This is a genomic window from Dongia sp. agr-C8, from assembly GCF_054658695.1.
In genome coordinates this window covers 685,452-709,709 of sequence record NZ_BAAGHZ010000003.1, presented here as the reverse complement: position 1 = coordinate 709,709, position 24,258 = coordinate 685,452, and the positions used below count along the sequence as shown (strand labels likewise).

Annotated in this window: 27 protein-coding genes and 1 tRNA gene; 16 read left to right on the top strand and 12 right to left on the bottom strand. The window is 66.5% G+C overall.

The annotated features are described in order from the left end of the window. The first annotated feature begins 139 nt into the window (after positions 1-139). Positions 140-1,453 (top strand): NAD(P)/FAD-dependent oxidoreductase, encoded by a 1,314-nt coding sequence (locus tag ACYQ4T_RS17555; RefSeq protein WP_459856787.1) that lies wholly within the window; start codon positions 140-142, stop codon positions 1,451-1,453. 187 nt (positions 1,454-1,640) lie between these two features. Further along, positions 1,641-2,687: a tetratricopeptide repeat protein gene (locus tag ACYQ4T_RS17550; protein WP_459856785.1), complete on the top strand. Its 1,047-nt coding sequence runs from the start codon at positions 1,641-1,643 to the stop codon at positions 2,685-2,687. Positions 2,688-2,695: 8 nt separating this feature from the next. Here ACYQ4T_RS17550 and ACYQ4T_RS17545 read toward each other — a convergent pair whose 3' ends face one another. After that, a complete protein-coding gene (locus tag ACYQ4T_RS17545; protein ID WP_459856782.1) occupies positions 2,696-3,589 on the bottom strand; it encodes an ArsR/SmtB family transcription factor in 894 nt (297 codons plus the stop codon). A 168-nt stretch (positions 3,590-3,757) separates the two neighbouring features. Here ACYQ4T_RS17545 and ACYQ4T_RS17540 point away from each other — a divergent pair, with 168 nt between their 5' ends. From ACYQ4T_RS17540 to ACYQ4T_RS17530, 3 genes are all read left to right on the top strand, one after another. Then, complete coding sequence (locus ACYQ4T_RS17540; protein ID WP_459856779.1) at positions 3,758-4,981, top strand: argininosuccinate synthase; 1,224 nt, start codon at positions 3,758-3,760, stop codon at positions 4,979-4,981. 141 nt (positions 4,982-5,122) lie between these two features. Next, positions 5,123-6,955, top strand: a complete 1,833-nt coding sequence (locus ACYQ4T_RS17535; protein WP_459856776.1) for a cation:proton antiporter domain-containing protein — start codon at positions 5,123-5,125, stop codon at positions 6,953-6,955. Next, on the top strand, positions 6,952-7,272 hold the full coding sequence (locus ACYQ4T_RS17530; protein ID WP_459856774.1) for a heavy metal-binding domain-containing protein: 321 nt from the start codon (positions 6,952-6,954) through the stop codon (positions 7,270-7,272). Before ACYQ4T_RS17535 ends, ACYQ4T_RS17530 begins: the two co-directional genes overlap by 4 nt. Here ACYQ4T_RS17530 and ACYQ4T_RS17525 read toward each other — a convergent pair whose 3' ends face one another. Then, on the bottom strand, positions 7,273-7,956 hold the full coding sequence (locus ACYQ4T_RS17525; RefSeq protein ID WP_459856771.1) for an NnrU family protein: 684 nt from the start codon (positions 7,954-7,956) through the stop codon (positions 7,273-7,275). Between the two features lie 260 nt (positions 7,957-8,216). Between ACYQ4T_RS17525 and ACYQ4T_RS17520 the strand changes: the two genes are divergently transcribed. Beyond that, a complete protein-coding gene (locus ACYQ4T_RS17520) occupies positions 8,217-8,750 on the top strand; it encodes a hypothetical protein (protein ID WP_459856769.1) in 534 nt (177 codons plus the stop codon). Position 8,751: 1 nt separating this feature from the next. Next, entirely contained in the window at positions 8,752-9,147 is a 396-nt protein-coding gene (locus tag ACYQ4T_RS17515; RefSeq protein WP_459856767.1) for a response regulator, read from the top strand. A gap of 5 nt (positions 9,148-9,152) precedes the next feature. Here the strand turns inward: ACYQ4T_RS17515 and ACYQ4T_RS17510 are convergent, their stop codons facing one another. The 4 genes from ACYQ4T_RS17510 to ACYQ4T_RS17495 all read right to left on the bottom strand — a co-directional run bounded on the left by ACYQ4T_RS17510 (position 9,153) and on the right by ACYQ4T_RS17495 (position 11,303). Then, positions 9,153-9,680 (bottom strand): hypothetical protein, encoded by a 528-nt coding sequence (locus ACYQ4T_RS17510; protein ID WP_459856765.1) that lies wholly within the window; start codon positions 9,678-9,680, stop codon positions 9,153-9,155. A gap of 99 nt (positions 9,681-9,779) precedes the next feature. Then, complete coding sequence (folD, locus tag ACYQ4T_RS17505; protein ID WP_459856763.1) at positions 9,780-10,688, bottom strand: bifunctional methylenetetrahydrofolate dehydrogenase/methenyltetrahydrofolate cyclohydrolase FolD; 909 nt, start codon at positions 10,686-10,688, stop codon at positions 9,780-9,782. 5 nt (positions 10,689-10,693) lie between these two features. Then, a complete protein-coding gene (locus tag ACYQ4T_RS17500; protein ID WP_459856761.1) occupies positions 10,694-11,026 on the bottom strand; it encodes a DUF167 domain-containing protein in 333 nt (110 codons plus the stop codon). Continuing rightward, a complete protein-coding gene (locus tag ACYQ4T_RS17495) occupies positions 11,019-11,303 on the bottom strand; it encodes a YggT family protein (RefSeq protein WP_459856758.1) in 285 nt (94 codons plus the stop codon). The genes ACYQ4T_RS17500 and ACYQ4T_RS17495 overlap by 8 nt, the downstream gene beginning before the upstream one ends. A gap of 275 nt (positions 11,304-11,578) precedes the next feature. On the opposite strand from ACYQ4T_RS17495, the gene ACYQ4T_RS17490 reads away from it, so the two are divergent. After that, positions 11,579-11,654: transfer RNA gene (locus ACYQ4T_RS17490), tRNA-Ala, on the top strand. 19 nt (positions 11,655-11,673) lie between these two features. On the opposite strand, the gene ACYQ4T_RS17485 is transcribed toward ACYQ4T_RS17490, so the two are convergent. Further along, positions 11,674-12,219 (bottom strand): PAS domain-containing protein, encoded by a 546-nt coding sequence (locus tag ACYQ4T_RS17485; RefSeq protein WP_459856756.1) that lies wholly within the window; start codon positions 12,217-12,219, stop codon positions 11,674-11,676. Positions 12,220-12,439: 220 nt separating this feature from the next. On the opposite strand from ACYQ4T_RS17485, the gene ACYQ4T_RS17480 reads away from it, so the two are divergent. Next, positions 12,440-12,583, top strand: coding sequence for a hypothetical protein (locus tag ACYQ4T_RS17480; RefSeq protein ID WP_459856754.1), 144 nt, complete (start codon positions 12,440-12,442; stop codon positions 12,581-12,583). 1 nt (position 12,584) lies between these two features. On the opposite strand, the gene ACYQ4T_RS17475 is transcribed toward ACYQ4T_RS17480, so the two are convergent. Next, positions 12,585-12,809: a hypothetical protein gene (locus ACYQ4T_RS17475; protein ID WP_459856752.1), complete on the bottom strand. Its 225-nt coding sequence runs from the start codon at positions 12,807-12,809 to the stop codon at positions 12,585-12,587. Positions 12,810-13,002: 193 nt separating this feature from the next. Here ACYQ4T_RS17475 and ACYQ4T_RS17470 point away from each other — a divergent pair, with 193 nt between their 5' ends. Continuing rightward, a complete protein-coding gene (locus tag ACYQ4T_RS17470; RefSeq protein ID WP_459856749.1) occupies positions 13,003-13,428 on the top strand; it encodes a cytochrome-c oxidase in 426 nt (141 codons plus the stop codon). Positions 13,429-13,456: 28 nt separating this feature from the next. On the opposite strand, the gene ACYQ4T_RS17465 is transcribed toward ACYQ4T_RS17470, so the two are convergent. After that, complete coding sequence (locus ACYQ4T_RS17465) at positions 13,457-13,870, bottom strand: metallopeptidase family protein (RefSeq protein ID WP_459856747.1); 414 nt, start codon at positions 13,868-13,870, stop codon at positions 13,457-13,459. A 1-nt stretch (position 13,871) separates the two neighbouring features. Then, positions 13,872-14,645, bottom strand: coding sequence for an ABC transporter ATP-binding protein (locus ACYQ4T_RS17460; protein WP_459856745.1), 774 nt, complete (start codon positions 14,643-14,645; stop codon positions 13,872-13,874). A gap of 246 nt (positions 14,646-14,891) precedes the next feature. Here ACYQ4T_RS17460 and ACYQ4T_RS17455 point away from each other — a divergent pair, with 246 nt between their 5' ends. The 6 genes from ACYQ4T_RS17455 (at position 14,892) to ACYQ4T_RS17430 (ending at position 20,966) form a co-directional block, all read left to right on the top strand. After that, on the top strand, positions 14,892-15,686 hold the full coding sequence (locus ACYQ4T_RS17455) for a hypothetical protein (RefSeq protein ID WP_459856743.1): 795 nt from the start codon (positions 14,892-14,894) through the stop codon (positions 15,684-15,686). 87 nt (positions 15,687-15,773) lie between these two features. Continuing rightward, entirely contained in the window at positions 15,774-16,322 is a 549-nt protein-coding gene (locus ACYQ4T_RS17450) for a hypothetical protein (protein WP_459856741.1), read from the top strand. A 38-nt stretch (positions 16,323-16,360) separates the two neighbouring features. Further along, entirely contained in the window at positions 16,361-16,921 is a 561-nt protein-coding gene (locus ACYQ4T_RS17445) for a hypothetical protein (RefSeq protein WP_459856739.1), read from the top strand. Between the two features lie 20 nt (positions 16,922-16,941). After that, positions 16,942-17,505 carry a hypothetical protein gene (locus ACYQ4T_RS17440; RefSeq protein WP_459856737.1) on the top strand — a complete coding sequence of 188 codons (564 nt, stop codon included), beginning with the start codon at positions 16,942-16,944 and terminating at the stop codon, positions 17,503-17,505. A 45-nt stretch (positions 17,506-17,550) separates the two neighbouring features. After that, on the top strand, positions 17,551-18,087 hold the full coding sequence (locus tag ACYQ4T_RS17435) for a hypothetical protein (RefSeq protein ID WP_459856735.1): 537 nt from the start codon (positions 17,551-17,553) through the stop codon (positions 18,085-18,087). Positions 18,088-18,176: 89 nt separating this feature from the next. Next, the gene (locus ACYQ4T_RS17430) at positions 18,177-20,966 is read left to right on the top strand and encodes a [protein-PII] uridylyltransferase (RefSeq protein WP_459856733.1); all 2,790 of its coding nucleotides are present in this window, start codon (positions 18,177-18,179) and stop codon (positions 20,964-20,966) included. A 6-nt stretch (positions 20,967-20,972) separates the two neighbouring features. Here the strand turns inward: ACYQ4T_RS17430 and ACYQ4T_RS17425 are convergent, their stop codons facing one another. Together ACYQ4T_RS17425 and ACYQ4T_RS17420 are read right to left on the bottom strand one after the other, a co-directional pair. Next, complete coding sequence (locus ACYQ4T_RS17425; RefSeq protein WP_459856730.1) at positions 20,973-23,543, bottom strand: ABC transporter permease; 2,571 nt, start codon at positions 23,541-23,543, stop codon at positions 20,973-20,975. After that, entirely contained in the window at positions 23,540-24,244 is a 705-nt protein-coding gene (locus ACYQ4T_RS17420) for an ABC transporter ATP-binding protein (protein WP_459856728.1), read from the bottom strand. Before ACYQ4T_RS17420 ends, ACYQ4T_RS17425 begins: the two co-directional genes overlap by 4 nt. Positions 24,245-24,258: the final 14 nt, after the last annotated feature.

The following is a 24,258-nucleotide window of genomic DNA, read 5'->3' as shown; positions in this document are numbered from 1 at the left end:
ATTCAACAATAGGCTTGAGTGCAATCTCTCGCCAAGCGGACTTCTCATCCCAGGGGTCGCATGGGGGGCGGCTGGCGCGGCAGGATTGTTTCCACTAGCGTCGCGGTTCAACACGCGAGGGCAAGGGGAAGCGAAAATCGTGAAGGGGATTGAGCCGATCGACGGCATCGCGCTGCCGTCGATCAAATTCGAGCCTTATTGGTGGGATGCGGCGCGACCGGTTATGCACCCGGCAACCGCGCTGCCGCCGCGAGTCGACGTGGCGATCGTGGGCAGCGGCTTCACCGGGATGCGGGCGGCGCTGGAGCTGGCTCGGGCCGGACGCAGCGTGCTGGTGCTGGACCAGGATGCCGCAGGATCGGGTGCGGCGCGGCGCAACGCCGGCTATCTGGGCCGGGTGCTGAAGCATTCGCTGACCGCCCTGATGCGGAAGCATGGCGAGGCCCAGGGGATCGCGATGTACCGCGAGCTGGGCGATGCCTTCACCGGTGTCATCGACCTGATCGACCGCGAGCGGATCGACTGCCATCTGGCGCGGCCGGGACGCTACATCGCCGCTACCAGCACAAGACATTACGACGCGCTGGCCGCCGACCTCGAGCCGATGCGCCGGCTGCTCGGCTATCCTTACGAGATGGTCCCTCGCGCCGAACAACGGCGCGAGTTCGGCAGCGATGCCTATTACGGCGGCGCGGTCATTCCCGATCTCGCGGCGATCCATTCCGGCCTCTATCACCAGGGCCTCACCGAACGGGCGAAGGCGGCGGGCGCCGTCCTTGGCGACGGGACCACGGTGAAAGCGGTGACGCCGGAGCCTGGCGGCGTCCAGGTCGTCACCGATCGCGGCACGGTCGTGGCCAGGGACGCGATCATCGCCACCAATGGCTATACGCCGCGGGGCCTCGGCTGGTACGCGAAACGGGTCGTTCCGTTCCAGGCCTATATGGCGGCGACGGAAGAGCTCAGCGAAGCGCAGCTCCAAGATGCGATCCCGAATCTCCGCACCATGATCGATTCCAACACCAACATCGATTTCTTCCGACCGGCGCCGGATGCCCGGCGCCTGCTGTTCGGCGGCGGCACCGGCGTCCCGCGCGGTGACGCGCGCGCGATCGCAGTCTTCCTGCACGGCATCCTGCGGCGGGTGTTCCCGCAGCTCGCGCCGGTGAAGCTCAGCCATGCCTGGACCGGCTATTGCGCCGGCACCTTCGACATGATGCCGCATATCGGCGGGCGCGACCATGTCTGGTACGGGCTGGGCTACAACTTCGCCGGCATCCCGATGGGGACGCATTTCGGCGCCAAGCTCGCGGCGATGATCGAGGGGAAAGCGGAAGGGCGCTCGACTTTCGCCGAGACGCCCTTCCCAACTCTGCCCTTCTATTCGGGCGATCCCTGGTTCCTGCCGCTGGCGATGCGCTACTTCGACTGGAAGGATCGCAAGCCCGCCTAGGCGGCTGTCTGCGCTCGATCGACAGGATGGTTCGGTTGATATCGGACGCAACAGGCTGGTCGGCAAGAAGTGAGTGGGTTTCGGCGGCGGCACGGTGTACCAGTTCGGGGCGCGGCCAACCCCCGGGGTCGCCCTTTCAGTGCGAGTGTCCGCTTTGATCCGTTCCGCTCTTCTGATCGCCGGTTTGATGTTGTCGCTGCCGCTGGCCGCGACGCGGGCCGATACCCCGCCCGCCCAGACCAAGATCGACCCCGCGGTCGAGGCGATGCGGCCCTGCGCCAGCGGCGACGATCCGGAGGCGCGGGCGGTCGCCTGCACGCAGCTCATCACCGGCGGCAGCCTGAAGGGCAAGGCGCTCGGCGTCGCCTACGTCTCCCGCGGCAAGGCGCAGGCGCAACGCAACGAGCTCAAGGCGGCGATCGCGGATTTCTCCGAGGCGCTGAAGATCGATCCAGGCGCCACTGACGCGCTCTACAACCGCGGCGCCGCCTATGCGCTGATGGGACAGGCCAGCTACGCGCTCAGCGATTTCGCGCAGGTGCTGGAGCGGGCGCCCAACGACCCCGACACCCTGTTCTACCGGGCGCTGATCTATGTGAACCAGGGCAAGATCGAATCCGCGGTCAAGGATCTGGGCGGCGTGCTGAAGCAGCGGCCCGACGACGGCATCTCGCGGCTGCAGCGGGCCGGTCTGCTGATCGCGCTGCAGCGAAACGAAGATGCGATTGCCGATCTCAACCAGCTGCTGAAGAAGGACCCGGCGGCGCTCGACGCGCTCTACAACCGCGGCCGCGCCGAGATGCTGAAAGGCGACAATGCCGCGGCCGCCGAGGACTTCGCCGCGCTGATGCAGGCGCGCAACGACAATCCCTATGCCGCCTTGCGGCTGTACATCGCGCGCGGGCGCATGGGGCAGAAGGATGCGGCGCCCCTGGCGGCAGCGGCCAAGAATTTCCCCGACGAGCAATGGCCGATGCCGGTGATCGCCTTCTACCAGGGCCGGATGAGCGAGGCCGATCTGCTCGCCGCCGCCAAGGCCGGCAAGGCCGCGACCAATGCCAGCCTCATTGCCGAGACCCGCTATTACCTGGGGCAATGGGCGCTGCTGCAAGACGAGCCCAAGGCCGCGCGCAAGCATTTCGAGGCGGCGGTCGCTGCCAAGGCCGGCATCGGCAGCCTCGAAGCCGTCGATGCGGGGCTCGAGTTGAAGAAGCTCGCGAAGAAGCAGAACTGACTTTCGGCTTATCTCTTGCGCGAACGGCGGAGTGAAGCCGGTGCGGCGGCGAAGGTTGCCAGTGCGGCCGAGGATAGCGTCGCGACGGCGCCGCGGTCGAGGCTGAGCAGGATGCTGTTGCCGCGGCGCTCTTCGATCACCAGGCGGGCGCGGCGCAGCTCCTTGAGATGATGCGTGAGCGTGGGACCCGATACGCCGAGGCGCCGCGCCAGCGCGGCGCCGGTCAGCGGCTCCCGGGCGATCAGGCGCGCGATCGCATAGCGCGTCGCATCGCCGAGCGCGCGAAACACCAGCTCGGGATCCTCGATCGCCGGCGCTTGCGGCGAAACTGCCGTCAGCCGCTCGGCCGGAAGCGTCAACGCCAGGAGCTTGCCGAGCGGGAAGCGATGCTCGCCGAACAGGCTGGGAAAGACGATCGCGTCCGTGCCTTCAGGCGTGGGCGCGATGCCGTGACGCGCCGCCTCTTCGAGGTCCGGCGCGGCGCGGCGCCACAAGGCGGCAAAGGCCAGGCGGTCGAAACGACGCAGCGCGTCGACGGCGGCCTGCTGCAATTCCGCCGGATCCGTCGCTAAGCGTTCGACCAGCCGCAAGAAAGCCGCATCGGCATCACCGGCCGGCAGGGCATCGCGACAGCGCCGGGCAAAGTCTTCCGGCGCCAAATCGGCGACGGCGGCGATGACGGCTTCGGTGTCGCCGTCCAACGCTGCCGCTCCGGGCACGGCCGCGAGCGCCAGCCAGAATGCCGGCGCGAGGGCCAGATCGCCCATCCTTCGGCGGGTCGCCGGGTCGAGCTTGCGGCGGGCCTGGCCGAGCCAAGGCGCACTGTCCGGGCCGGCGCGCAGCACCGCGGCCAGGGCCAGGAACAGCTCGAAACGCGGGCCGACGATGAGGCGACTGGGCATGATTATGCTAAGTGAGATTATTATCTAATATTAGACTATTATAAAATCTTGAGGATCACCAGCGCTTCTTGTCCGCCGCGGCCGCCCGCCATCTTGTCTCCCTCGGGGCGATCCCCTAGTTTCGCCGCGCTTTTCCGACCTCCTCAAAACCAGCAGAGCGAATTTCCCATGGCCAGCGCCCCGACACGGGACATCAAAAAGGTCGTGCTCGCCTATTCCGGCGGGCTCGACACCAGCGTCATCCTGAAATGGCTGCAGGAGACCTACCGATGCGAGGTGGTGACCTTCACCGCCGATCTCGGCCAGGGCGAGGAGCTGGAGCCGGCGCGCCAGAAGGCCGAGCGGGCCGGGATCAAGGAGATCCATATCGTCGACGTGCGCGAGGAGTTCTGCCGCGACTTCGTCTTCCCGATGTTCCGCGCCAACGCGCTTTATGAGGGCCAGTACCTGCTCGGCACCTCGATCGCCCGGCCGCTGATCTCCAAGCACCTGATCGAGATCGCCAAGCGGACCGGCGCCGACGCGGTGGCGCATGGCGCGACCGGCAAGGGCAACGACCAGGTCCGCTTCGAGCTCTCCTGCTATGCGCTGAACCCGGACATCAAGGTCATCGCGCCCTGGCGCGAATGGGACCTGACCTCGCGCACCAAGCTCATCGAATATGCCGAGGCGCACCAGATCCAGGTCGCCAAGGACAAGCGCGGCGAGGCGCCCTTCTCGGTCGATGCCAACCTGCTGCACTCCTCCAGCGAAGGGAAGGTGCTGGAGGATCCCTGGATCGAACCGGAGGAGATGGTCTACCAGCGCACCATCTCGCCGGAAGCGGCACCGGACAAGGCGACGGTGATCGAGGTCGGCTTCAAGAAGGGCGATCCGGTTTCGATCGACGGCGAGGCTTTGTCGCCGGCTTCCCTGCTCACCAAGCTCAATGCGCTGGGCAAGGCCAACGGCATCGGACGCCTCGACCTGGTGGAGAACCGCTTCGTCGGCATGAAGTCGCGCGGCGTCTACGAGACGCCCGGCGGCACCATCCTGCATGCAGCGCATCGCGGCATCGAATCGATCACCCTCGACCGGGGTGCCGCGCATCTCAAGGACGAGATCATGCCGCGCTATGCGGAGCTCATCTACAACGGCTTCTGGTTCGCGCCGGAGCGCGAGATGCTGCAGGCGCTGATCGACAAGAGCCAGGAGCATGTCGAGGGCACGGTGCGGATGAAGCTCTACAAGGGCAACGCGACGGTGATCGGCCGCAAGTCCGAGAAGAGCCTCTACAGCCTCAAGCACGTCACCTTCGAGGACGACGCCGGCGCCTATGACCAGCGCGATGCAGCGGGGTTCATCAAGCTGAACGCGCTCAGGCTGCGATTGCTGAAGCGCGGGCGGGGGTAGAGTCTCCCGACATCGTCGGGCCCGGACCCAGCGGACGAATGGCCGGATCAATCCGCGGATCAAGTCCGCGGACGGCCATGACGTTCTTTCATTGCCATGCCAGAATGCTGTCCGAATCACTGGCGCGGTGGCGGGCGGGGGATGGAAGACGCGTTCAATATCGGCGTTTATAGCGACGCGCTGATCCTCCTGGCGACGGCCGGGCTGATCGTGCCGGTGCTGCGGCGGCTGGGGGTGAGCCCGATCCTCGGCTATCTCGGCGCCGGGGCGGTGCTGGGGCCGCTCGGCCTCGGCTCCTTCATGGGATCGCTGCCGGCGCTCTACTGGTTCACCATCGTCGATGCCGAGAGTGTCTCTGGGATCGCCGAGCTCGGCGTCGTCTTCCTGTTGTTCCTGATCGGGCTCGAACTTTCCCTGCAGCGCCTGATCACCATGCGGCGGTTGGTCTTCGGTCTGGGCTCGCTGCAGGTGCTGAGCGGCACCGCCGCCATCGCCCTGGTGCTCTGGCTGGCCGGCCAGGAAACCGCGGCGGCGATCATCCTTGGCGCCAGCCTGTCGCTCTCATCGACCGCGATCGTGCTGGAGCTGCTGTCGCACCAGGAACGCCTGACCTCCACCGTCGGTCGGGCCGGCTTCTCGGTCCTGCTGGCCCAGGATCTCGCGGTGGTGCCGCTGTTGATCTTCATCTCGATCATGGGCGGCGACACGCATGGCTCGCTGGTCGAGAGCATCGGGCGGGCGCTGCTGCAGGCCGGCCTGACGCTGGGCGCAATCGCGGTGCTCGGCCGGCTGCTGCTGCGGCCGGTCTTCCGCTTCGCCGCGGCCACGCGCTCGAACGACCTGTTCATCGCCACGACCCTGTTCGTGATCGTCGCGGCGGGTGTCGCGGCCCACCAGGCCGGGCTCTCCATGGCGCTCGGCGCCTTCGTCGCCGGGCTGCTGCTCGCCGATACCGAATACGGCAAGGCGGTGCAGGCGACGATCGAGCCGTTCAAGAGCCTGCTGCTGGGCGTCTTCTTCTTCAGCGTCGGGATGACCATCGACTTCCGCGAGCTGGTGCACTACCCGGGATGGCTGGCGCTCAGCGTGTTCGGCATCATCGCGGTGAAGGCGCTGCTGACGGCGGGACTGGCGCGCGCCTTCAAGCTAGGCTGGCCGACCGCGGCGGAGCTGGGGCTGCTGCTCGGCCCTGGCGGTGAGTTCGCCTTCGTCACCATCGGTGCCGCCACGGCGGCGAAGCTGGTCGATGCGCCGACCGCCCGCTTCACCCTGGTCGCGACCTCGCTCACCATGGCGCTGCTGCCGTTCCTGTCCCTGGCCGCGCGCCGCCTGACGCCGATCCTGACCAGGCAGGATGCGCCGGAACCGGAGCTCGCGGCGATGCCGGAAGCGTTGCACGGGCACGCGATCGTGGTCGGCTTCGGCCGGGTCGGCAAGGTCGCCGCCTCGCTGCTGGACGAGCATGGCGTGCCCTATCTCGCGATCGACTATGACTCCGCCAGCGTGACGCGCGACCGGCGCGCCGGAAGGCGGGTCTATTTCGGCGATGCCAGCGACCCGATGTTCCTGCAGGCCTGCGGCCTCGACGAAGCGCGCGCGGTGGTGATCACCATCCAATCCAAGAAGGCGATCGACCGGGTGGTTGAGCAGGTGCGCGCGATGCGGCCGGATGTGAAGATCATCTCCCGCGCCCGCGATGCCGAGCATGCCCGCCATCTCTACGCGGTCGGTGCCACCGACGCGGTGCCGGAGACCGTGGAAGCGAGCCTGCAGTTGGCCGAGGCGTCCCTGGTGGCGCTGGGCGTGCCGATGGGGCCGGTGATCGCTTCGATCCATCAGAAGCGGGACGACTTCCGCGCCGACCTGCAGCAGGCCTCGCAGGAAGCCGGGCGCGGTGACAGCCATGCCATACGCTCCAAGGGCAGCTTGCGCAGCCGATTACCCGGCCAGGAACCAGAACAGGAGAAGCCATGATCGTCACCACCACCCCTTCGATCGAAGGCAGCCGCATCGTCGAGTATCTCGGCGTGGTGGCCGGCGAGGCGATCGTCGGCGCCAATATCTTCCGCGATCTTTTCGCCTCGGTGACCGACATCGTCGGCGGCCGCTCCGGCGCCTATGAGGATGCCTTGCGCGGCGCCCGCGAGACGGCTTTGCGCGAGTTGCAGCAAGCCGCGCGCGAGGCCGGGGGCAACGCCGTGGTCGGCGTCGATCTCGACTACGAGGTCATCGGCAAGAGCGGCAGCATGCTGATGGTGAGCGCCAGCGGGACCGCGGTGCGGGTGGAGTGATCAGTACAACGGCACGCCGATGACATGCGGGTGCAGCCAGAAGACGATCGCCGAATAGATCGCGAGGGTGATCGCGAGGGCTTTCCATTCGAGGATGCCGGCGCGATCGAGCTCGACCCGGCCCTGCGCGATGGCCCAGCCCGGCAGATTCGAGGTGGACGCGCTATACGCCGCCCAGCTTTCGGCCGGCCAGCTGCGGCGCTTCTTGGCGTCGATCGCGAGCGTCCCGCCCAAGGCCAAGACGGCGAAGGCGCCGAAGAAGATCAGCGCGGCGAGATCGCCGTTGGCAAGAATATGGAGCAGCGCCCAACCGCCAAAGGCCCACATCACCGGATGGCGGGTGACGGTGAGGACGCCGCGAGGTCGCCAGGCGGTGCCGGGCGAAGCCTGCAGCACGGCAGAAGGGTTGGCGGAGAGGAAGCCGCCGACCGCCAGGACCACGACCGGTATCATCAGCGGCAGCAAAAGGTGGCTCGCGCCGGGAAACTCCCAGAGGATCCGGTCGCGGGGCGCGGCGCGGAACGCCATGGCCATCCAGGCGATCAGCGCGAAGGCCTGGGCCGAGAACAGGGCGGCATAGCCGCGTTCGCCGAGCCGGGTGACCAGCCGCGGCCGGAGACCGGTCGAGGAGATCAGGAAATGCGCGGCGACGAAGGCGGTAGCGGCAAGCGCCAGGTTCAGCATCGAATCCTCCGCAGCTCCGGCCCGATTATCACATCCTGGTATTGCTAAATAGCCATCCTGGGCGGCTTTGCCAAATCCCTGGATTCAATCCTCTTTGTGTGCGGAACCGCGGTCGGCCGGGGTTAAGGAACCTTCGCCCCATATCCGACTTTGTTTCCCGATGGCCCCGGTCTGAGATCAACCCGTGCCCTGTCATGTCCTCAATCATGGCAGCGGGCCGACCGCGTGTTCGCCATGCTTGTCCATCGAGGAGCAGAGCCATGACCAAGATGCGTGTACCGGATTCCTTCGAAGAAGCCGCGCTGGAGACCGTGCGCCTCCTCAGCGCGCAAGAGGCCGCCAAAGTCGCCGGCCTCTCGCCGCAGACCCTGCGCGACTACAGCGACGCCGACCGGCCAGGACGGCCGACATTGCAGACGGCGCTGGCGCTGGATTCCGCCTGCTACGAGCAGACCGGGCGCGCGCCCTTCTTCGAGTCCTACACCCGTCAGCTCGCGGCGCGCACCCGCCGCAGCACGCGGCCCGTCGGCGACGTGCTGGTCGAGGCGCTGGATCTGCCGGGCGCGGTCGGCCGCCTGCTCGATCTCATCCGCCGCAGCCGCGCCGTGGAATCGCCGCGCGGCCGCAGCATCACCGCTTCCGAAGGCAGCGCCATCATGAAGGCGATCAAGCTGCAGCGCCGTGAGCTGGACGACGTCGAGGCCGCGGTGGTCGCGGCCACCGAGGAGGGCGGCAACGGTGCCGGCCCGGCCGCGCTGGAGGCGCGCGCCACACCCGAAGTAACCCACGAATAGGATGGCCCTCCGCATCCTCATCGTCGAAGACGACGCCTTGACCGCCGCCGCCTTTGCGGCAGCGCTGAGCGATGCCGGGCATCAGGTCGTCGCCATCACCGAGAACGGCGCCGCCGCCCCGGCCAAGGCCGGGCGGATGCATGCCGATCTCGCGTTGATCGACATCACCCTGCGCGACGGCCGCACCGGCCTCGCCGCCGCCCGGGCGCTGCATGAAGACCTGGTCGAGACCGTGTTGATCAGCGGTGATGCCAATCTTCGCGCCAAGGCGGAATCGGTGCAGGCGCTGGGCTATATCGCCAAGCCGGCCGACGCCAATGCCGTAGCCCGGGCAGTGACCAACATAGAGCGCCACCACGCTTGGACGGCGCGGCAATCGCGCGTGCCGGTGGAGTAAGAGGCTTAGAGCGAGACCTTGACTTCGGCGCAGGAGCGCGAATGGCCGAGCGCACGCTTCACCGTCGGATAGAAGCGCGCCATCGCGATCACCAGCGACAAGTCGACCAGCGCCTTGCGGCCGAACTTGGCCTCGAGCGCCGCGCCCTTCTCCAGCAGCATCGGATCGTTCTCCGACACGACGCGGCCGAAACAGAAGCCGAGCTTCAAGTCGGCCGGCATCTCGCTCAAGTGATTCTCCAGTGCGGCCTTCACGATTGCCTTGTCGATCCCGGCCTTCAGCGAAAGGTTGACGTAGATCTGCACGCATTCGCCGCAGTCCTCCGCCATGACCGCGCCCAGCGCAGCCATCATTGCGACGGGTTCGGGCACCGACTGGTTCTCCCGGATCAGGCGGCCTATTTCCTGCAGCCGCAAAGCCGAGCCGGGCGAGGCGGCCGCCATGTCGCGCTGGTAGTCGAGGGGGACGCCGATCGCGGTCTCCCGCTCTCGGATGGCGGCGAGTTCCGGGGTCTCGGGCAATTTGCCGTGCATGATGGGAAATCTACCTTACTGAAAAGAGCCACTCAGGAACCGCGGTCCAGGAGATAGGCCCGCGGCTCATGAATGCCAAGACCTCGAAAGAGTTGCAGTCTATTCCGGGAGCGGAACGTTGTGCTGACGGCAGGCGGCAATCAGCGTGTTGTTGAGCAGCAATGCAATCGTCATAGGCCCGACTCCGCCCGGCACCGGGGTGATCGCCGAGGCCTTGGGGTAGCAGGAGGCGTAGTCGACATCGCCGACCAGCCTGCCCTTGCCGTCCCTCTCGATGCGGTTGATGCCAACGTCGATCACCACGGCGCCTTGCTTGATCCAGTCGCCCTTGACCATTTCCGGGCGCCCGACCGCGGCGACCACGATGTCGGCGCGGCGGACCTCGCCCGGCAGATCCTTGGTCTTGGAATGTGCGATGGTGACGGTGCAGCTCTCGTTCAGCAGCAGCTGCGCCATCGGCTTGCCGACGATGTTGGAGCGGCCGATGACGACGGCATGCTTGCCGGCGAGATCGCCGAGCCGATCCTTCAAGAGCAGCAGGCAGCCGTAAGGCGTACAGGGCACCAGGCCCTTACCGCCGGTGGCAAGCCTTCCGGCGTTCACCACATGGAAGCCGTCCACGTCCTTGTCGGGATCGATCGCGTCGATGATCGCCTGCGGGTCGATCTGCTTCGGCACCGGGAGCTGGCAGAGAATGCCGTTGACCTGGGGATCCTTGTTCAGCTGGTCGATCAGCTTCAGGAGATCGGCCTGGCTGGTCGAGGCGTCGAGCTTATGCTCGAAGCTCGCCATGCCGGAAGCCTTGGTCTGCTCGCCCTTGTTGCGCACGTAGACCTTGCTGGCCGGATCCTCGCCGACCAGCACCACGGCGAGGCCGGGCACGAAGCCGTGTTTCTCCTTCAGCGTCGCGACTTGGCGCGCGATCTTGGCGCGCAGGCCCTCGGCGAAGGCCTTGCCGTCGATGACCTTCGGATCGGCTGCCTTTGCTACGGTTGTTCCGTCACTCATGGTTCTCAATCCTTCTTACCTGGTTGCAGCAGCAGCGCGTCCAGAGCTGCGCGCAAATCCTTTTCGTCGCCGCGAATCTCCACCAGCTTGCGCCGGTCGGTAGCGCCCGAGACGACCGAAATCGCCGATTTGGCGACACCGAGCGCCTTCGCGAGCAGGGCAATCACCGCGGCATTGGCCTTGCCGTCTTCGGGTGGGGCGCCGACCGAGAGCTTCAGGGCTAATCCGTCCGGATCGGGGGTCCATCCGGCGATGCCCTCGCGGCGTGCCTTCGGTTGCACCTTGAGGCGCAGGCGGATGCCACCGGCAACCGCACGCGCGCCGGAGACCTCAGGCAAAGATCACATACTCGAACAGCAGGTCGCGGATGAAGTAGAGCAAGAGGATGAGAACGACCGGGGAAAGATCGAGACCGCCGAAATTCGGCAGGATGCGGCGGATCGGCCGCAACACCGGCTCGGTGATCTTATAGGCCACGTCCGCGATCATGTAGACGAAGCGGTTGCGGGTGTTGACCACGTTGAAGGCGATCAGCCAGCTCATCACCACCTGAACGATCAGGACGAAGATGAAGATGTTCACGACCGCGTCGATGAGATGGGCGAGAGCAATCATGGCAGCAGACGCTTCCTCATAAGCTCAGGCTTCCGCCCCAGGACCGTCCAGGACAGGTCGCCTCCCGGCCGGGGTTTTGCACAGTGGGCCGGACCCTAGCCAAGGCCGGGGCCGGGTGCAAGGTCGCCCCAAGGGCGCTGGGGTCGCAGCAGGCAATTGCAGGTTTTGGGTTTTTGAACAAGATCTTAGACGCTGCTTGACAGGCCGCACCCAGGGCAACCATATTCCGCCCCGTTCGCGCCGGCCTGGAAGCCGGTGCCGAATCTCCCGCGGGTGGGCCCGTAGCTCAGTTGGGAGAGCGTCTCGTTCGCAATGAGAAGGTCGTCAGTTCGATTCTGATCGGGTCCACCAATCTCTCCGCGCTGCACCGTCAAAGTCCCGGTTCCGGCACCCGCGCCGCCACGCCCAGCAGTTGATCCCCGTCCTCGTGGCGCAGCGGGCAGAGCAGCGATTCGAAGCTGAACCAGTCGGAATACTCGCATTTCATCCGCCCCAGGCTGCGATAGGGCTGCGCCTGCTCGGTCACGAAATCGAAGTAGCCGGCGAAAGCGCGCGCCAGCGGTTCGCTTGAATCGCGCAGCCAGGCATGGCCGCGGCTGCGGCGGAACAGCTGCTCGAACACCTCGCCGGCCAGCCTGAGGCGGAACCCGCCCGCCACCGGTTCGATCAGGTAGAGATTGGCCGCGAGCTGCCGGTTCTCGACCACATCGAAGTCATTCCGATGCGGCTGCCGCCCGCCCGAAGCGGCACCCCGCCACCAGGACCACAGCGCCCGCGCCTCCGGGGTCTCCGGTGCGGCTTGATCGGCCGGAAGGACGCTGCGACCGGAATGGGCGACATAGACCGCGACCCGGGAATCGGCCGCTTCCAGGGGCGATGCAGGCACCTGCAGGGGATCGGCAATGAGGTTCGGCACGATGTCGGTGCTCCCAAGCTCAGCTCAGCAATCCTAGCCTGAAGCGCCGATTCGCCCGCAGGGATCTCTGGGTTCTCGTCGCAAGATCCGTATATTCCTAGTAGACAGGACCGACCCGGCAGGACTTCCTTCACGGTTCTCGCGCAAGCGGGAGCGACGAACACGCTCTCGGAAATATTGTGCCGGCCGGCCCGGCCCGCGGAGCGAGAAACCCGGCCAGGTGGATTCGGCCGCAACCAGGACGCGGGTTTGCCGGCAGCCGCTGGCCAAGGGCTTGGATGAGCTTCCCGGCGGCTCGCTCGAGATCGCCGGCGCGCCGGGCGTCGGCAGCACCGTCGTCGTCACGCGGCCGATGCAGCGTTAGCTCAACCCTCTCCGGTCAGGGTCCGCGTGTTCGCCTCGGCCAGCGCGATCGCCTCGCCGAGCAGCTGCAGGATGCGGATGTTGTTGTCCAGTACCTGCCGCGCTTCCTTGCGCGGGTCGCCGGCGTGTTTCTGCATGCGGGTGATGATGTCGGCGCGGATCAGCCCCAGCACCTTCTCCGTCGTGTAGCCGTTGGGGTTGGCTTCGGATACCAAGAGTTTCGTCATGATCATCCCTCCTCGGGAAAATCGGATGCAATACCTCAATCGATAATCCAGCCTCGCGCTCCCGCATTAAAGCGCAGTTAACGTGTGATTCCGATCACGAGCCGATTGATCCCGGCTACTCGCGGATCGGCCATCTTTGTATAGGTCGCGGCCAGAAGCCGTTTGGGGACGGTCACCGGGAAAGGATACTACCATGCTCAGTCGCCGCCTCCTGCAGATCGCGGTCGTCTATTGGGTGCTCGGCGTCAGCTGGGGCATCTTCATGGGCGCCACCGAGAATTTCACCGACGTTCCGGTGCACGCGCATCTCAACCTGCTCGGCTGGGTCAGTCTCGGGCTCTGCGGACTGATCTATGCGAAGGCGCCACATCTGGAGAAGAGCTTCCTGGCCAAGGCGCATTTCTGGCTGCACAACCTCGGCCTCCCTCCGCTCATGGCGGCCGTCTGGCTGATCGTCAACGGCCACCCCGAGATCGGCGGGCCGCTCGCCGGCATCGTCTCGGTGGTGATGGGGCTCGGCGTGCTGAGCTTCGCCGCCAATCTCTGGCTGAAGGGTTTCCCGCTCCCCGCGGGCGAGACCGATGCCGCGACCATGGTGCCGCAGACGCGCGGCGCCTGATGCCCGGGTCAAGCCCGGGCATGACGACTCAATGAGCTTCGGCTTCTATGCGATCCATGTCGGCGTCGCTGAAGCCGAAGTGGTGGCCGATCTCGTGGATGAGGACGTGGCGGACAAGGTCTTCGAAGTCCATTGCGTCCTCGGCCCACCAGTCGAGCAACGCCCGCCGATAAAGAAACACCATGTCGAGATGCTGGGTCACGTCGGCGATGCCGCGGGTGGGTAACGGCGCGCCGCGATAGAGGCCGGCCAGCTCGAACGGCGACTCGATCTCCATCTCGGCGAGCGTCGCGTCGTCGGCGAAATCCAGCACCCGGATCGCGAGACCCTGGCAGCGCGCGGTGAAGATCGCCGGCAGCGCCGCGAAGATGCGCTGCGCCATCTCCTCGATCTCGTCGAGACTCGGCGGCGGGCCGAACTTGCGCAGATCGGTATTCGTCACGCTATTTGTGGTGCGCGGTCTTCAGGAAGCCCCGCAGCCGCTCCGATTTCGGATTGGCGAAGACTTCCTTCGGGTCGCCCTCTTCCTCGATCCGGCCCTGGTGCAGGAAGATCACGTTGTTGGCGACTTCCCGCGCGAAGCCCATCTCATGGGTCACCACCAGCATGGTGCGGCCTTCCTCGGCGAGCTGGCGCATGACGCGCAGCACCTCTCCGACCAGCTCCGGATCGAGCGCCGAGGTCGGCTCGTCGAACAGCATCACCTTCGGCTCCATCGCCAGGGCGCGGGCGATCGCGGCGCGCTGCTGCTGGCCGCCGGAAAGATGGCTCGGATAGTGGTTGCGCTTGTCGGCGATGCCGACCTTGGCGAGGAGTTTCTCGGCGCGCTCGATCGCGTCCTTCTTCGGCAGCTTCAGGACATGGACCGGCGCCTCGATCACGTTTTCGAGGATGGTCATGTGGGACCAGAGGTTGAAGCTCTGGAACACCATGCCGAGGCTGGAGCGGATCCGATCCACCTGCTTCGAGCTTTCCGGAACGGCATGGCCGCCGCGGGTTGGCTTCATGCGAATGAGTTCGCCGTTGACGATGACCTTGCCGGAATCAGGCGTCTCCAGGAGATTGATGCAGCGGAGCAAGGTGCTCTTGCCGGAGCCCGACGAGCCGATCATCGCGATCACGTCGCCGACATGCGCGGTGACCGAGACTCCCTTCAGGACTTCGAGATCCCCGAATCGCTTATGCAGGTCCTCGACGACCAGCGCGGTCTCCGCCATCGGCTTCCTCTCTTCAGATCACCGCGTTTGCCGCAGTGAGGCGGGCCTTCGGCCCGTTGCCTTCCCCTTGGGGTCTTGCCCCTGGGGTTATTCTATGGGGCCTGGCTCCGGCCTTGCCAAGCAAAAATCGTACCCGCGGCGGAGACCGCCGGCGCCGCCGCGCCGTCAGGTTCTTGCTCTGTCCTTCGAGCCCGGCACTCTCTATCCTGCCTTGGGGCGGGAGGCATTCGGCATGAGAGGATGCGAATGTCCCCCCAGAGTCTCGAAGCTGCCATCGCCGGCGCGACACGCGCGGACCCACCGGTCCTTGATCTCGTGAAGGTGATCGATCGGTCATCGCTGCGCGACGCTCCCTTCGATCACGTTGTCCTGCAAGACGTCTTTTCCCCCGTCTTCTATCGCGCGATGCTGGAAGCCTTTCCCGCCCCGGCGGCATTTCATCCGCTGCATCACCGCGACGCCCTGCGCCCGGACGGCAGCAGCACGCGGCAGCGGCTCTATCTCTATCCCGAGAGCCTGTGGCGCCTCCCTGCGGCACAGCGCCGGATCTGGCGCAAGGTCGCCGCGGCGCTCTGCGCGCCCGCGCTGCAGGATGCCTTCAAGCGCAAGTTCCGCACGGCGCTGGAGGATCGGTTCGGGCGGGAGGCCGAGCGAATCCCGCTCTACCCGGTGCCGATCCTGGTGCGCGATCTGCCGGGCTACCGGATCGGCATCCACGCCGACGCATTGACCAAGGCGATCACCGTGCAATTCTATCTGCCGCGCGATGCTTCCCAGCTGCATCTCGGCACCGTGTTCCACACCAGCCGCAGCACGGACGGCAGCGATCGCCCGACCACGATGCCGTTCCTGCCGGCGCAGGGCTATGCCTTCGCGGTGCGCCGCAAGGAAAGCTGGCACAGCGTGCCGGCGACCACGACGGCCGACGGCGAGCGCCGGTCGATCATGCTCACCTATTATGTGAACCAGGCGCTGCAAACGAAGCTGCGCCGCAGGCTGCAGCGCCTGGGCATTCTGGTTGGCCGCAATCCCAGGTATTGAGACGCATCGCCCGCGCCTCCCGCGTTGACTAAATCCGCGGTTGCATTACGGTGCGGCGATCAGACTGGGACTGGCGGGATGCGGGGAATGCGGGGAATGATTTTGGCGGCGGCGACGCTGCTGGCGCTGTGCGGCGGCGCAGCGCACGGCGATGAGGGCCGGGAGATCGATTGCAATAAGACCAACCTGAAGTTCGAGGCGCCGGGCTTCACGGCGAATTGCCGTGATTACAGCGACTCTTCGATCAGCGTCGGCGAAATGAATGCCGCGTCGCAGGTCTACAGCCTGTTCGCGGTCTCCGAGGCGGATATCACTTACATTCAAGCCTACCGGAAGGCGGTCCTGGGCGGGACCCGGATCTATTTCCACCGGCGCAGCCTGGAATCCGAGTTGGAGGACAGCTTCTCCTCTCGCTTCTCCGATTGGGGCGACGAGGACGATATCGGCGACTTTGAAGTCAAGCACGTGACCATCACTTCCGAATCCGGCGAGCCCGCCGATTGCGTCGGCTTCCTGAAGCTCGGCGCCCGGCGCTATGAAGGCGTCTCCAGCCTGACGGCGGGATATGCCTGCTCCGGGAGCGGCCGAGGCAAGGCGCTCGAGGCCGTGCAACACTTCGTCAGCCAGCAGAATTAGAGCCGGGGGCGCCGCGGGACTGCCATAAGATGAAGCCCATGCGTTTGATGAAGAGCCTGTTGACGCTGACGATCACCGCACTCACCGCCGTCGCGGCGCAGGCCGCAGACGGCAGGAAAATGGACTGCGCCGACACCGACATGGCGTTGAAGGCGGCGGATTTCGAAATCACCTGCGAGGATTACAGCAACCCCACGGCGGTTTCGAACGCCGGAAAACTGGGTGTCGAATACCTCAAGGCGATCTCGCAGAAGAAAGAGCAGTTCATCGGCGTCGTGGATAAGCGGGCGATCGGCAACATCTACCTTCTCCGAAAGGGCCTCGAGGAGGATGTCAGGACCAACTTCCCGAGCGAGGAGCTGGCGGAATGGCATGCCGGCGCCGCGCCGGTCGCCGGCTTCGAGTATGCGGAATACGTCAACCGGCGCAGCGGCTCCAACGAGGAGGAATGCATCGCCTTCCGCCGCCAGATGACGCGCCGCAATGGAGGCTACGGCGATGCGGGCTTCGGCCGGATCGTGATCGGCATCGGCTGCACCACCGGCGATCGGGCCGGGCTGATCGAGACCCTGAAGCAGCTCGAGGCGCCGGGAGGCTGAGGCGAATGGAGATGAATGTAATGCGTTTCATGAAGGCCGCCGCCGCTGCTCTGGCGTTCGGCGCTCTGGCCGTCTGCGCTCTGGCGCCCGCCGCGGCGCTCGCGGAGGGCAAGAAGATTGACTGCAGCGACACCAGCTTCGAGTTCGATGCGCCGGGTTACGTGGTCGACTGCAAGGATGCGAGCCAGAACTCGGTCGATGTCAGCGGCGGCACGATCACCTTGAAGATCTACAGCCTGCACGCGGTGTCGCAAGCCGACTCGACGTTTCTCGACGTGGTCAGCGACCATATCCTCGGCAATTCCGGCGTCTTCTATCGCAAGAGCAGCCTGCAGAGCAACATTACCCGCTACTACAACGGCGACTTCAACGGCTGGGCCGACGAGGAAGACGTCGGGAACTACACGGTGAAGCGCGTGACCGCCGACTTCAAGGACGGCAACGATCCGATGGACTGCTTCGCTTTCCAGCAGATGGGCGCGCGCCGTTACGAAGGCATCGCCGGAATGACCGTCGGCCTGGTCTGCTCGATGGACGGCCGTGACAAGGCCATGACGGCCCTGAAGCATCTCGCCGGCGAGTAACCGCACGGGCTCCAAGGGGATGAGAGGACGAAAACGATGCGTTGGATGACGAGCTTCGCGGCCGCGGCGTTTCTGGCCCTGTCCGCTGTTGCGGCGCAGGCCGAGAAAGGCAAGGAGGTCGCCTGCAGCGAAACCGACTTCGACTTCGAGGCCCCCGGTTTCGAGATCACCTGCAAGGACTATAGCCGCGCTGCGGTCAGCACCGGTCAATCGCTTGCAGCCTCCAAGTCCTACAGCCTTTACGCATACTCGGCGAAGGATTCGACCTTCTTGGATGCCTTCAGCGATTACATCGTGGGCGCCACCATCTACTACACCCGCCGGTCCATGGAGTCCGACCTGGAGACCAGTTACACGGCCAAGTTCTCCGATTGGGCGACCCTGGACGATATCGGCGACTATGAGCTCCGCAACGTGACCGTGACCTTCGATGACGGAGAGCCGCTGGAATGCGTCGGCTTCCGCAAGCTGGGCGCACGGCGCTGGGAAGGGATCAACGGCCTGACCGTCGGCTTGTCCTGTTCCGACGATGGCAGGGAGAAGGCGTTCGAGACCGTGAAGCTCTTCATCTCCCAGGATTGATCGCGCCGGTTGCCGCCACGCTGCTCGGAGCGGCGCGAGAGACGTCCGGCCGCCTTTACCCCTGCGGGCCGGGCGCGTAGCATGGCCGAATGGCCGATATCGAGAATCAACGGGCAATCCTGGATCGCCGGACGCTGGCGGGCGAGCTGACCGCCCTGGCCGATGCCAGCGGCGATCCGGCGGGCGCCACCGCGGAGATCCAGGTCCTCCTGCGCCGGCATCTCGCCGAGGGCCGGGCGGAGATCAAGCGGCGGTTCGACGCCAACCCGCGCGGCGCCGGCGCCGGCCTCGCCTGCGCCCATGAGATGAGCTTCCTGATCGACCAGCTCATCCGCTGTCTGTTCGACTATGCGATCGAGCGCGCCTATCCGCTGCCCAACCCGACCAGCGCCGAGAAGCTCAGCCTGGCCGCGGTCGGCGGTTATGGCCGCAGCGAGCTGGCGCCGCATTCCGACATCGATCTTCTCTTCCTGCTGCCCTACAAGCTGACGCCGCACAGCGAGCAGGTGGTGGAGTTCATCCTCTATCGGCTCTGGGACCTCGGCCTCAAGGTCGGGCATGCGGCACGCACGGTGCAGGAATGCATCCGCCAGGCCCAGGGCGACCTCACCATCCGCACCAATCTCCTGGAGTCGCGCTATCTCTGGGGCGAGAAGCCGCTCTACGAGCAGTTCCGCGCCCGCTATGAGAAGGAGATTCTCAAAGGCAAGGGCGAGGCCTTCCTGAAAGACAAGCTCGCCGAGCGCCAGGCGCGGCACAGGCGCGCCGGCGATTCGCGCTATGCGCTGGAGCCCAACATCAAGGAAGGCAAAGGCGGCTTGCGCGATCTGCAGACCCTGCTCTGGATCGCGCGCTTCATGTACCGGGTGCGCGACTTCGTCGATCTGGTGGACCAGGACCTGCTGACCGCCAACGAGGTGCTGGCCTATGACAAGGCCTTCAATTTCCTCTGGACGCTCCGCTGCCATCTACACTACTTGACCGGCCGCGCCGAGGAGCGCCTGACCTTCGACCAGCAGTCGGAGATGGCGCGACGCCTCGGCTATACCGATCACGCCGGCTCGAAGGGCGTCGAGCGGCTGATGAAGCATTATTTCCTGGTCGCGAAATCGGTCGGCGGCCTGACCCGCTATTTCCTGGCGGCGGTGGAATCGAAGCAGCTGCACCGGCCGCTGTTCAAGATGCCCAAGCTCAGCCTGCTGAAGAGCGACGTCGAGGGCTTCCGCAACGAGGGCGGCCAGCTGCACGTGGCCGGCGCCAACTGGTTCCAGAAACACCCGATCGACCTCTTACGGATCTTCGCCGTCGCCCAGCGCCACGAGATGGGGATCCATCCGGTCGCGATGACCTGGCTGACACAGTCGGCGCGGCATATCGATGCGATGCGCACCGACCCGGCCGCCAATCAGATCTTCCTCGACATCCTGACCGGTGCGAACGACCCGGAGCTGACCCTCAGGCGAATGAACGAGGTCGGCGTGCTCGGCCGCTTCATCCCGGATTTCGGCCGGGTGGTGGCGCAGATGCAGTTCGACATGTATCACCACTACACGGTCGACGAGCACAGCCTGAAGGCGATCGGCATCCTCTGGCAGATCGAGCGCGGCGACATCAAGGAGGAGGCGCCGGTCGCCAGCGAGGTGGTGCACCAGGTGGTCTCGCGCCGCGTGCTCTATCTCGCGGTGCTGCTGCACGATATCGCCAAGGGCCGCGGCGGCGATCATTCCGAGCTCGGCGCCGATATCGCCGACCGGCTGGCGCCGCGCCTGGGGCTCACTGCGGAAGAGACCGAGACGGTCGCCTGGCTGGTACGTTTTCACCTGATCATGAGCAACACCGCCTTCCGCCGCGACATCGAGGACCCGAAGACCATCGCCGACTTCACCGAGGCGGTGCAGTCGATGGAGCGCCTGCGGCTGCTGCTGGTGCTGACCGTCGCCGATATCCGCGCCGTCGGCCCCAAGGTCTGGAACGGCTGGAAGGCGCAGCTGCTGCGCGCACTCTACCAGCGCGCCGAGGAGAAGCTCTCCGGCGGCCTGATCACCGAGGGCCGCGAGGCCCGGGTCGCCGAGACGCTGAAGCAGCTCCGCGCCGAGCTCGCCGACTGGAGCGACGCCGATTTCGAGGCGCATGCCGCCCGCGGCCCCGCCTCCTACTGGCTGGGCTTCCCGCTGCCGAGCCTGGTGCGCCAGGCCCGGCTCATCCGCGAGGCCGAGCTCGACAAGCGGCCACTCTCGATCGACTACGCTGTCGACGCATGGCGCGCCATGACCGAGGTCACGATCTATGTCGCGGATTGGCGTGGCCTGGTCTCGCAGCTGGCGGGCGCGCTGGCGCTCTCCGGCGCCAGCATCGTCGACGCGCGAATCTTCACCCTGAAGAACGGCATGGCGCTGGATTCCTTCACCGTGCAGGATTCCAACGGCGGCCCATTCGAAAGCCCGGCCAAGCTGGCACGGCTCGCCGCCACCATGGAACGGGTGCTCGAGAATCCGACCAAGACGCTCGGCGAATTGAAGCGGATGGCACCGGCCAATCCCGCGGTCCGGAGCTTCCCGGTGGTGCCGCGGGTCCTCATCGACAACAAGGCCAGCGCCACCCATACGCTGGTCGAGATCACCGGCCGCGACCGCCGCGGCCTGATGCACTTCCTGACCCGCGCGCTGACAGCGCAGAACCTGCAGATCTCGACCGCGAAGATCTCGACCTTCGGCCACCGCGTGGTCGACGTCTTCTATGTCAAGGACCAGTTCGGCCTGAAGGTGGAGAGCGAAGGCCGGCTTAAGGCGATCCGCGATTCGCTGATGCAGGTGCTGCAGGAACGCGAGGCGGATTTCGCGCCGGCGAAAGACGCGAAGACGGTCACCGCGGCGCAGTAGCGCGCTTTACTCGTTCCGCAGGTAAGGCGCCGCCTTCGCCCCCAGCGCGCGCCAGGATGACGCGAAGCCGATCACCAGGGCCAGGCTGAGGCTGAGCACGACCGCGCCGAAGGCGGCCGCCGGCGAGAAGACGAAGGGCGTGTCCATCACCCGGGTCAGGAAGAACCAGGCGCCTATGCTGCCGACGACCAGCGCGATCGCGGCGGCGGAGAGCGCCAGCAGGGCGAATTCCCAGAGGAAGCTCATGGCGATGTCGCGGCGCCTTCCGCCCAGCATCTTCAGCAGCACGGATTCATAGATCCGCCGCTGCTGGCCCGCCGCCATAGCGCCGGCCAGGACCAGCACGCCCGCGACCAGCGCCACGCCGGCGGCCACCCGGACCGCGGCGCCGACCGAGCGCAGGATTTCGGCAGCCGAGGCGATGGCGTCGCGTACCCGGACCGCGGAGACGTTGGGGAACTGCTTCGACAAGAGCGCGATCAGGTTGCCTTCCTCATCCGGCGCGACATGCAAAGTCGCGATATGGGTCTGCGGCGCGCCGGATATCATGCCGGGCGAGAATACCATGACGAAATTGATCGAGAGGCTGGACCAGTCGATCTCGCGCAGATTCTTGATCGTGCCGGTGATCTCGCGGCCGAGCACGTTGACGGTGATGGTGTCGCCGATCTTCAGGTTGAAGGCATGCGCCGTCTCGGCGCTCAAGGAGATGAGCGGCGGGCCCTGATAATCGGGCGCCCACCATTCGCCTTCGACCAGGCGCGAGCCCTTGGGCGGCGTGGCCGACCAGGTGATGCCGCGGTCGCCCTTCAGCACCCAAGCCTGGTCCTCGGGCGTCGGGATCTGGTCCACCGGCACATCCCGCATCTTCATGATCCGGCCACGCAGCATCGGCACGCGCTCCAGGCCTTCCGCGGTCGGAAAGGCGCCCAGGCTTCGGTCGAAGGCTTCGGTCTGGTTCGGCTGAATGTCGAGGAAATAGAAGCTCGGCGCCCGCGCCGGCAGGCTGCTTTCCATCTCATCGACGATGCTGCCCTGGATCTGCATCACCGCGACCAGCACGGTGAGGCCGAGGCCGAGCGAGAGCACGATACTCGCGGTCGGTGCCCGCGGCCGGCCGACGGCGGCCAAGGCGAAGCGCAAGGCGCGGCTGCGGGAGCGGGCGCGACCCCAGCGCGCGAGACGCCGAAGTCCCAGTGCCAGCACCTGGAACAGCGCGAAAGCCATCAGCGCCGCCGCGACGAAGCCGAGCGAGAGCCGGACATTGCCGGTCGAGACCACCGCCAGGATCGCGAGTGCCGCCACGGCAAGGCCGATCGGGATGAGATCCCGCCGCCGCACCTCGCCGAGCTCGGTCGCGACCGCGCGGAAGAGCTGGGCCGGCTTGACCCGCATCGCCTGGAAAAGCGAGGGCAGCGAGAAGGCGAGCGCGGTCACGAGACCAAAGCCGGCCGCGAGCAGCAGCGGCTCGGCGTAGAGCGCCGGGATCAGCCGCAGGTCAAAGCGTGCGAACAGGCCCTGCGTCGCGTAGGGCGCCAGCGCGCCGAGGGCGAGGCCGAGCACGGTGCCGATCAGCGCCATGCGCGCGATCAGCAGCATGTGCAAGGTGAAGACGAAGCCGCGGGTGGCGCCGAGGGATTTCAGGATCGCCAGCGACTGGGCGCGGCCCTCGAGATAGACCCGGACCGCGTTGCCGATCCCCAAGCCGCCGATCAGCAGTGCGCTCAAGCCCACCAGGTTGAGGAACATGCGGGTACGGTCGATGAAGTTCTTGACCCCGGTGGCCGCATCCTCGACCCCGCGAATGCGCCAGGGCTGTTCCGGGAACTCAGCCTTCACCTTCGCCAGCCAGCGCGGCCCGGAGATCGCCGCCGGCAGCTTCGCCCGATAGAGGTGATAGACCAGGCTGCCCGGCTGGACCAGCCGGGTGTCCGGGAGAGCGGCGCCGGAGATCATCAGGCGCGGGCCGAGGTTGAAGACCTGTGAGCCGCGGTCGGGCTCGTCGGTGATCACGGCGCGCAGCTGAAAGGTCGCCTCGCCCAGGCGGACTTCATCGCCGAGCTTGAGCCCGAGGCGCTGGACCAGCGCCGGCTCCGCCACCGCGCCATAGCGGCCTTGTGCGTCCTTCTGCAGCGCCGCGGCGAGCGGCATGTCGGGATCGAGCAGCATCTTGCCATAGAGCGGGTAGATGAGATCGACGGCCTTGAGCTCGACCAGGGTTGCATTGGCAGCCCCTACCGTGGCGGCATGCGCACCTTCGACTTCATTCCCGGCGCGGGCCATCGCCCGCATCTCGACGGTGTGCGAGAGCTGCGTGCCGGACTTCAGCGCATTGGCCTGGTCCTGGGTGAGCGGCTCGTAGGTGAGGCGGAACTCATAGTCGCCGCCGAGGATGCGCTTGCCGTCGGCGGCGATGCCGGCGTCGATCGCAGCGGCGATCGAACCGACGCCCGCGACGATCGCCACGCCGAGAATGAGACAGAGCAGGAAGATGCGAAAGCCGCGCACCCGTCCGCCGGTGCGGCCGCCGCGCATCTCGCGCAACGCGATGCGCAGCAGCGTCGGGAAGCGGCTCATTTCGCCGCCTGGTGCTGCACGATCTCTTCTTCGACGATCCTGCCGTCGGCGAGGTGGATGATGCGGTCGCAGCGCCGCGCCAGCGCCGAGTCGTGGGTGATCAGCAGCAAAGTGGCGCCGCGGCGGCGCTGCATGCCGAACAGCAGCTCGATCACCTTCTGGCCGGTCTCGGTGTCGAGATTGCCGGTGGGTTCGTCGGCCAGGAGGATGTCGGGTTCCGGCGCCACCGCCCGCGCCAGGGCGACGCGCTGCTGCTCGCCGCCGGAAAGCTGGCTGGGATAGTGGCCGAGGCGGTGGCCGAGGCCGACTTCCTCCAGCGCATGCCGGGCGATCTCGAAGGCCTTGGCCTCGCCGGCGAGCTCGAGCGGGGTCGCCACGTTCTCCAGCGCGGTCATGGTGGGGATCAGATGGAAGGCCTGGAACACGATACCGATGCGCCGGCGGCGAAAGAGGGCGAGCTGATCCTCGGAAAGCGCGGTCACTTCTGCGTCACCGGTCTCCCGATTGCCGAGGCGGATCGAGCCGCCGCTTGCCTGCTCCAGCCCCGCGATCAGCAGCATCAGGCTGGTCTTGCCAGAGCCGGAGGGACCGACGATGCCGAGCGACTCACGGGCCGCAACCTTGAGATTGAGTCCATTGAGGATATTGACCGGGCCGGCATCGCTCGCCAGTGTGAGACGGAGGTCCGCAATGTCGATCATGAAACCTTCTTCAA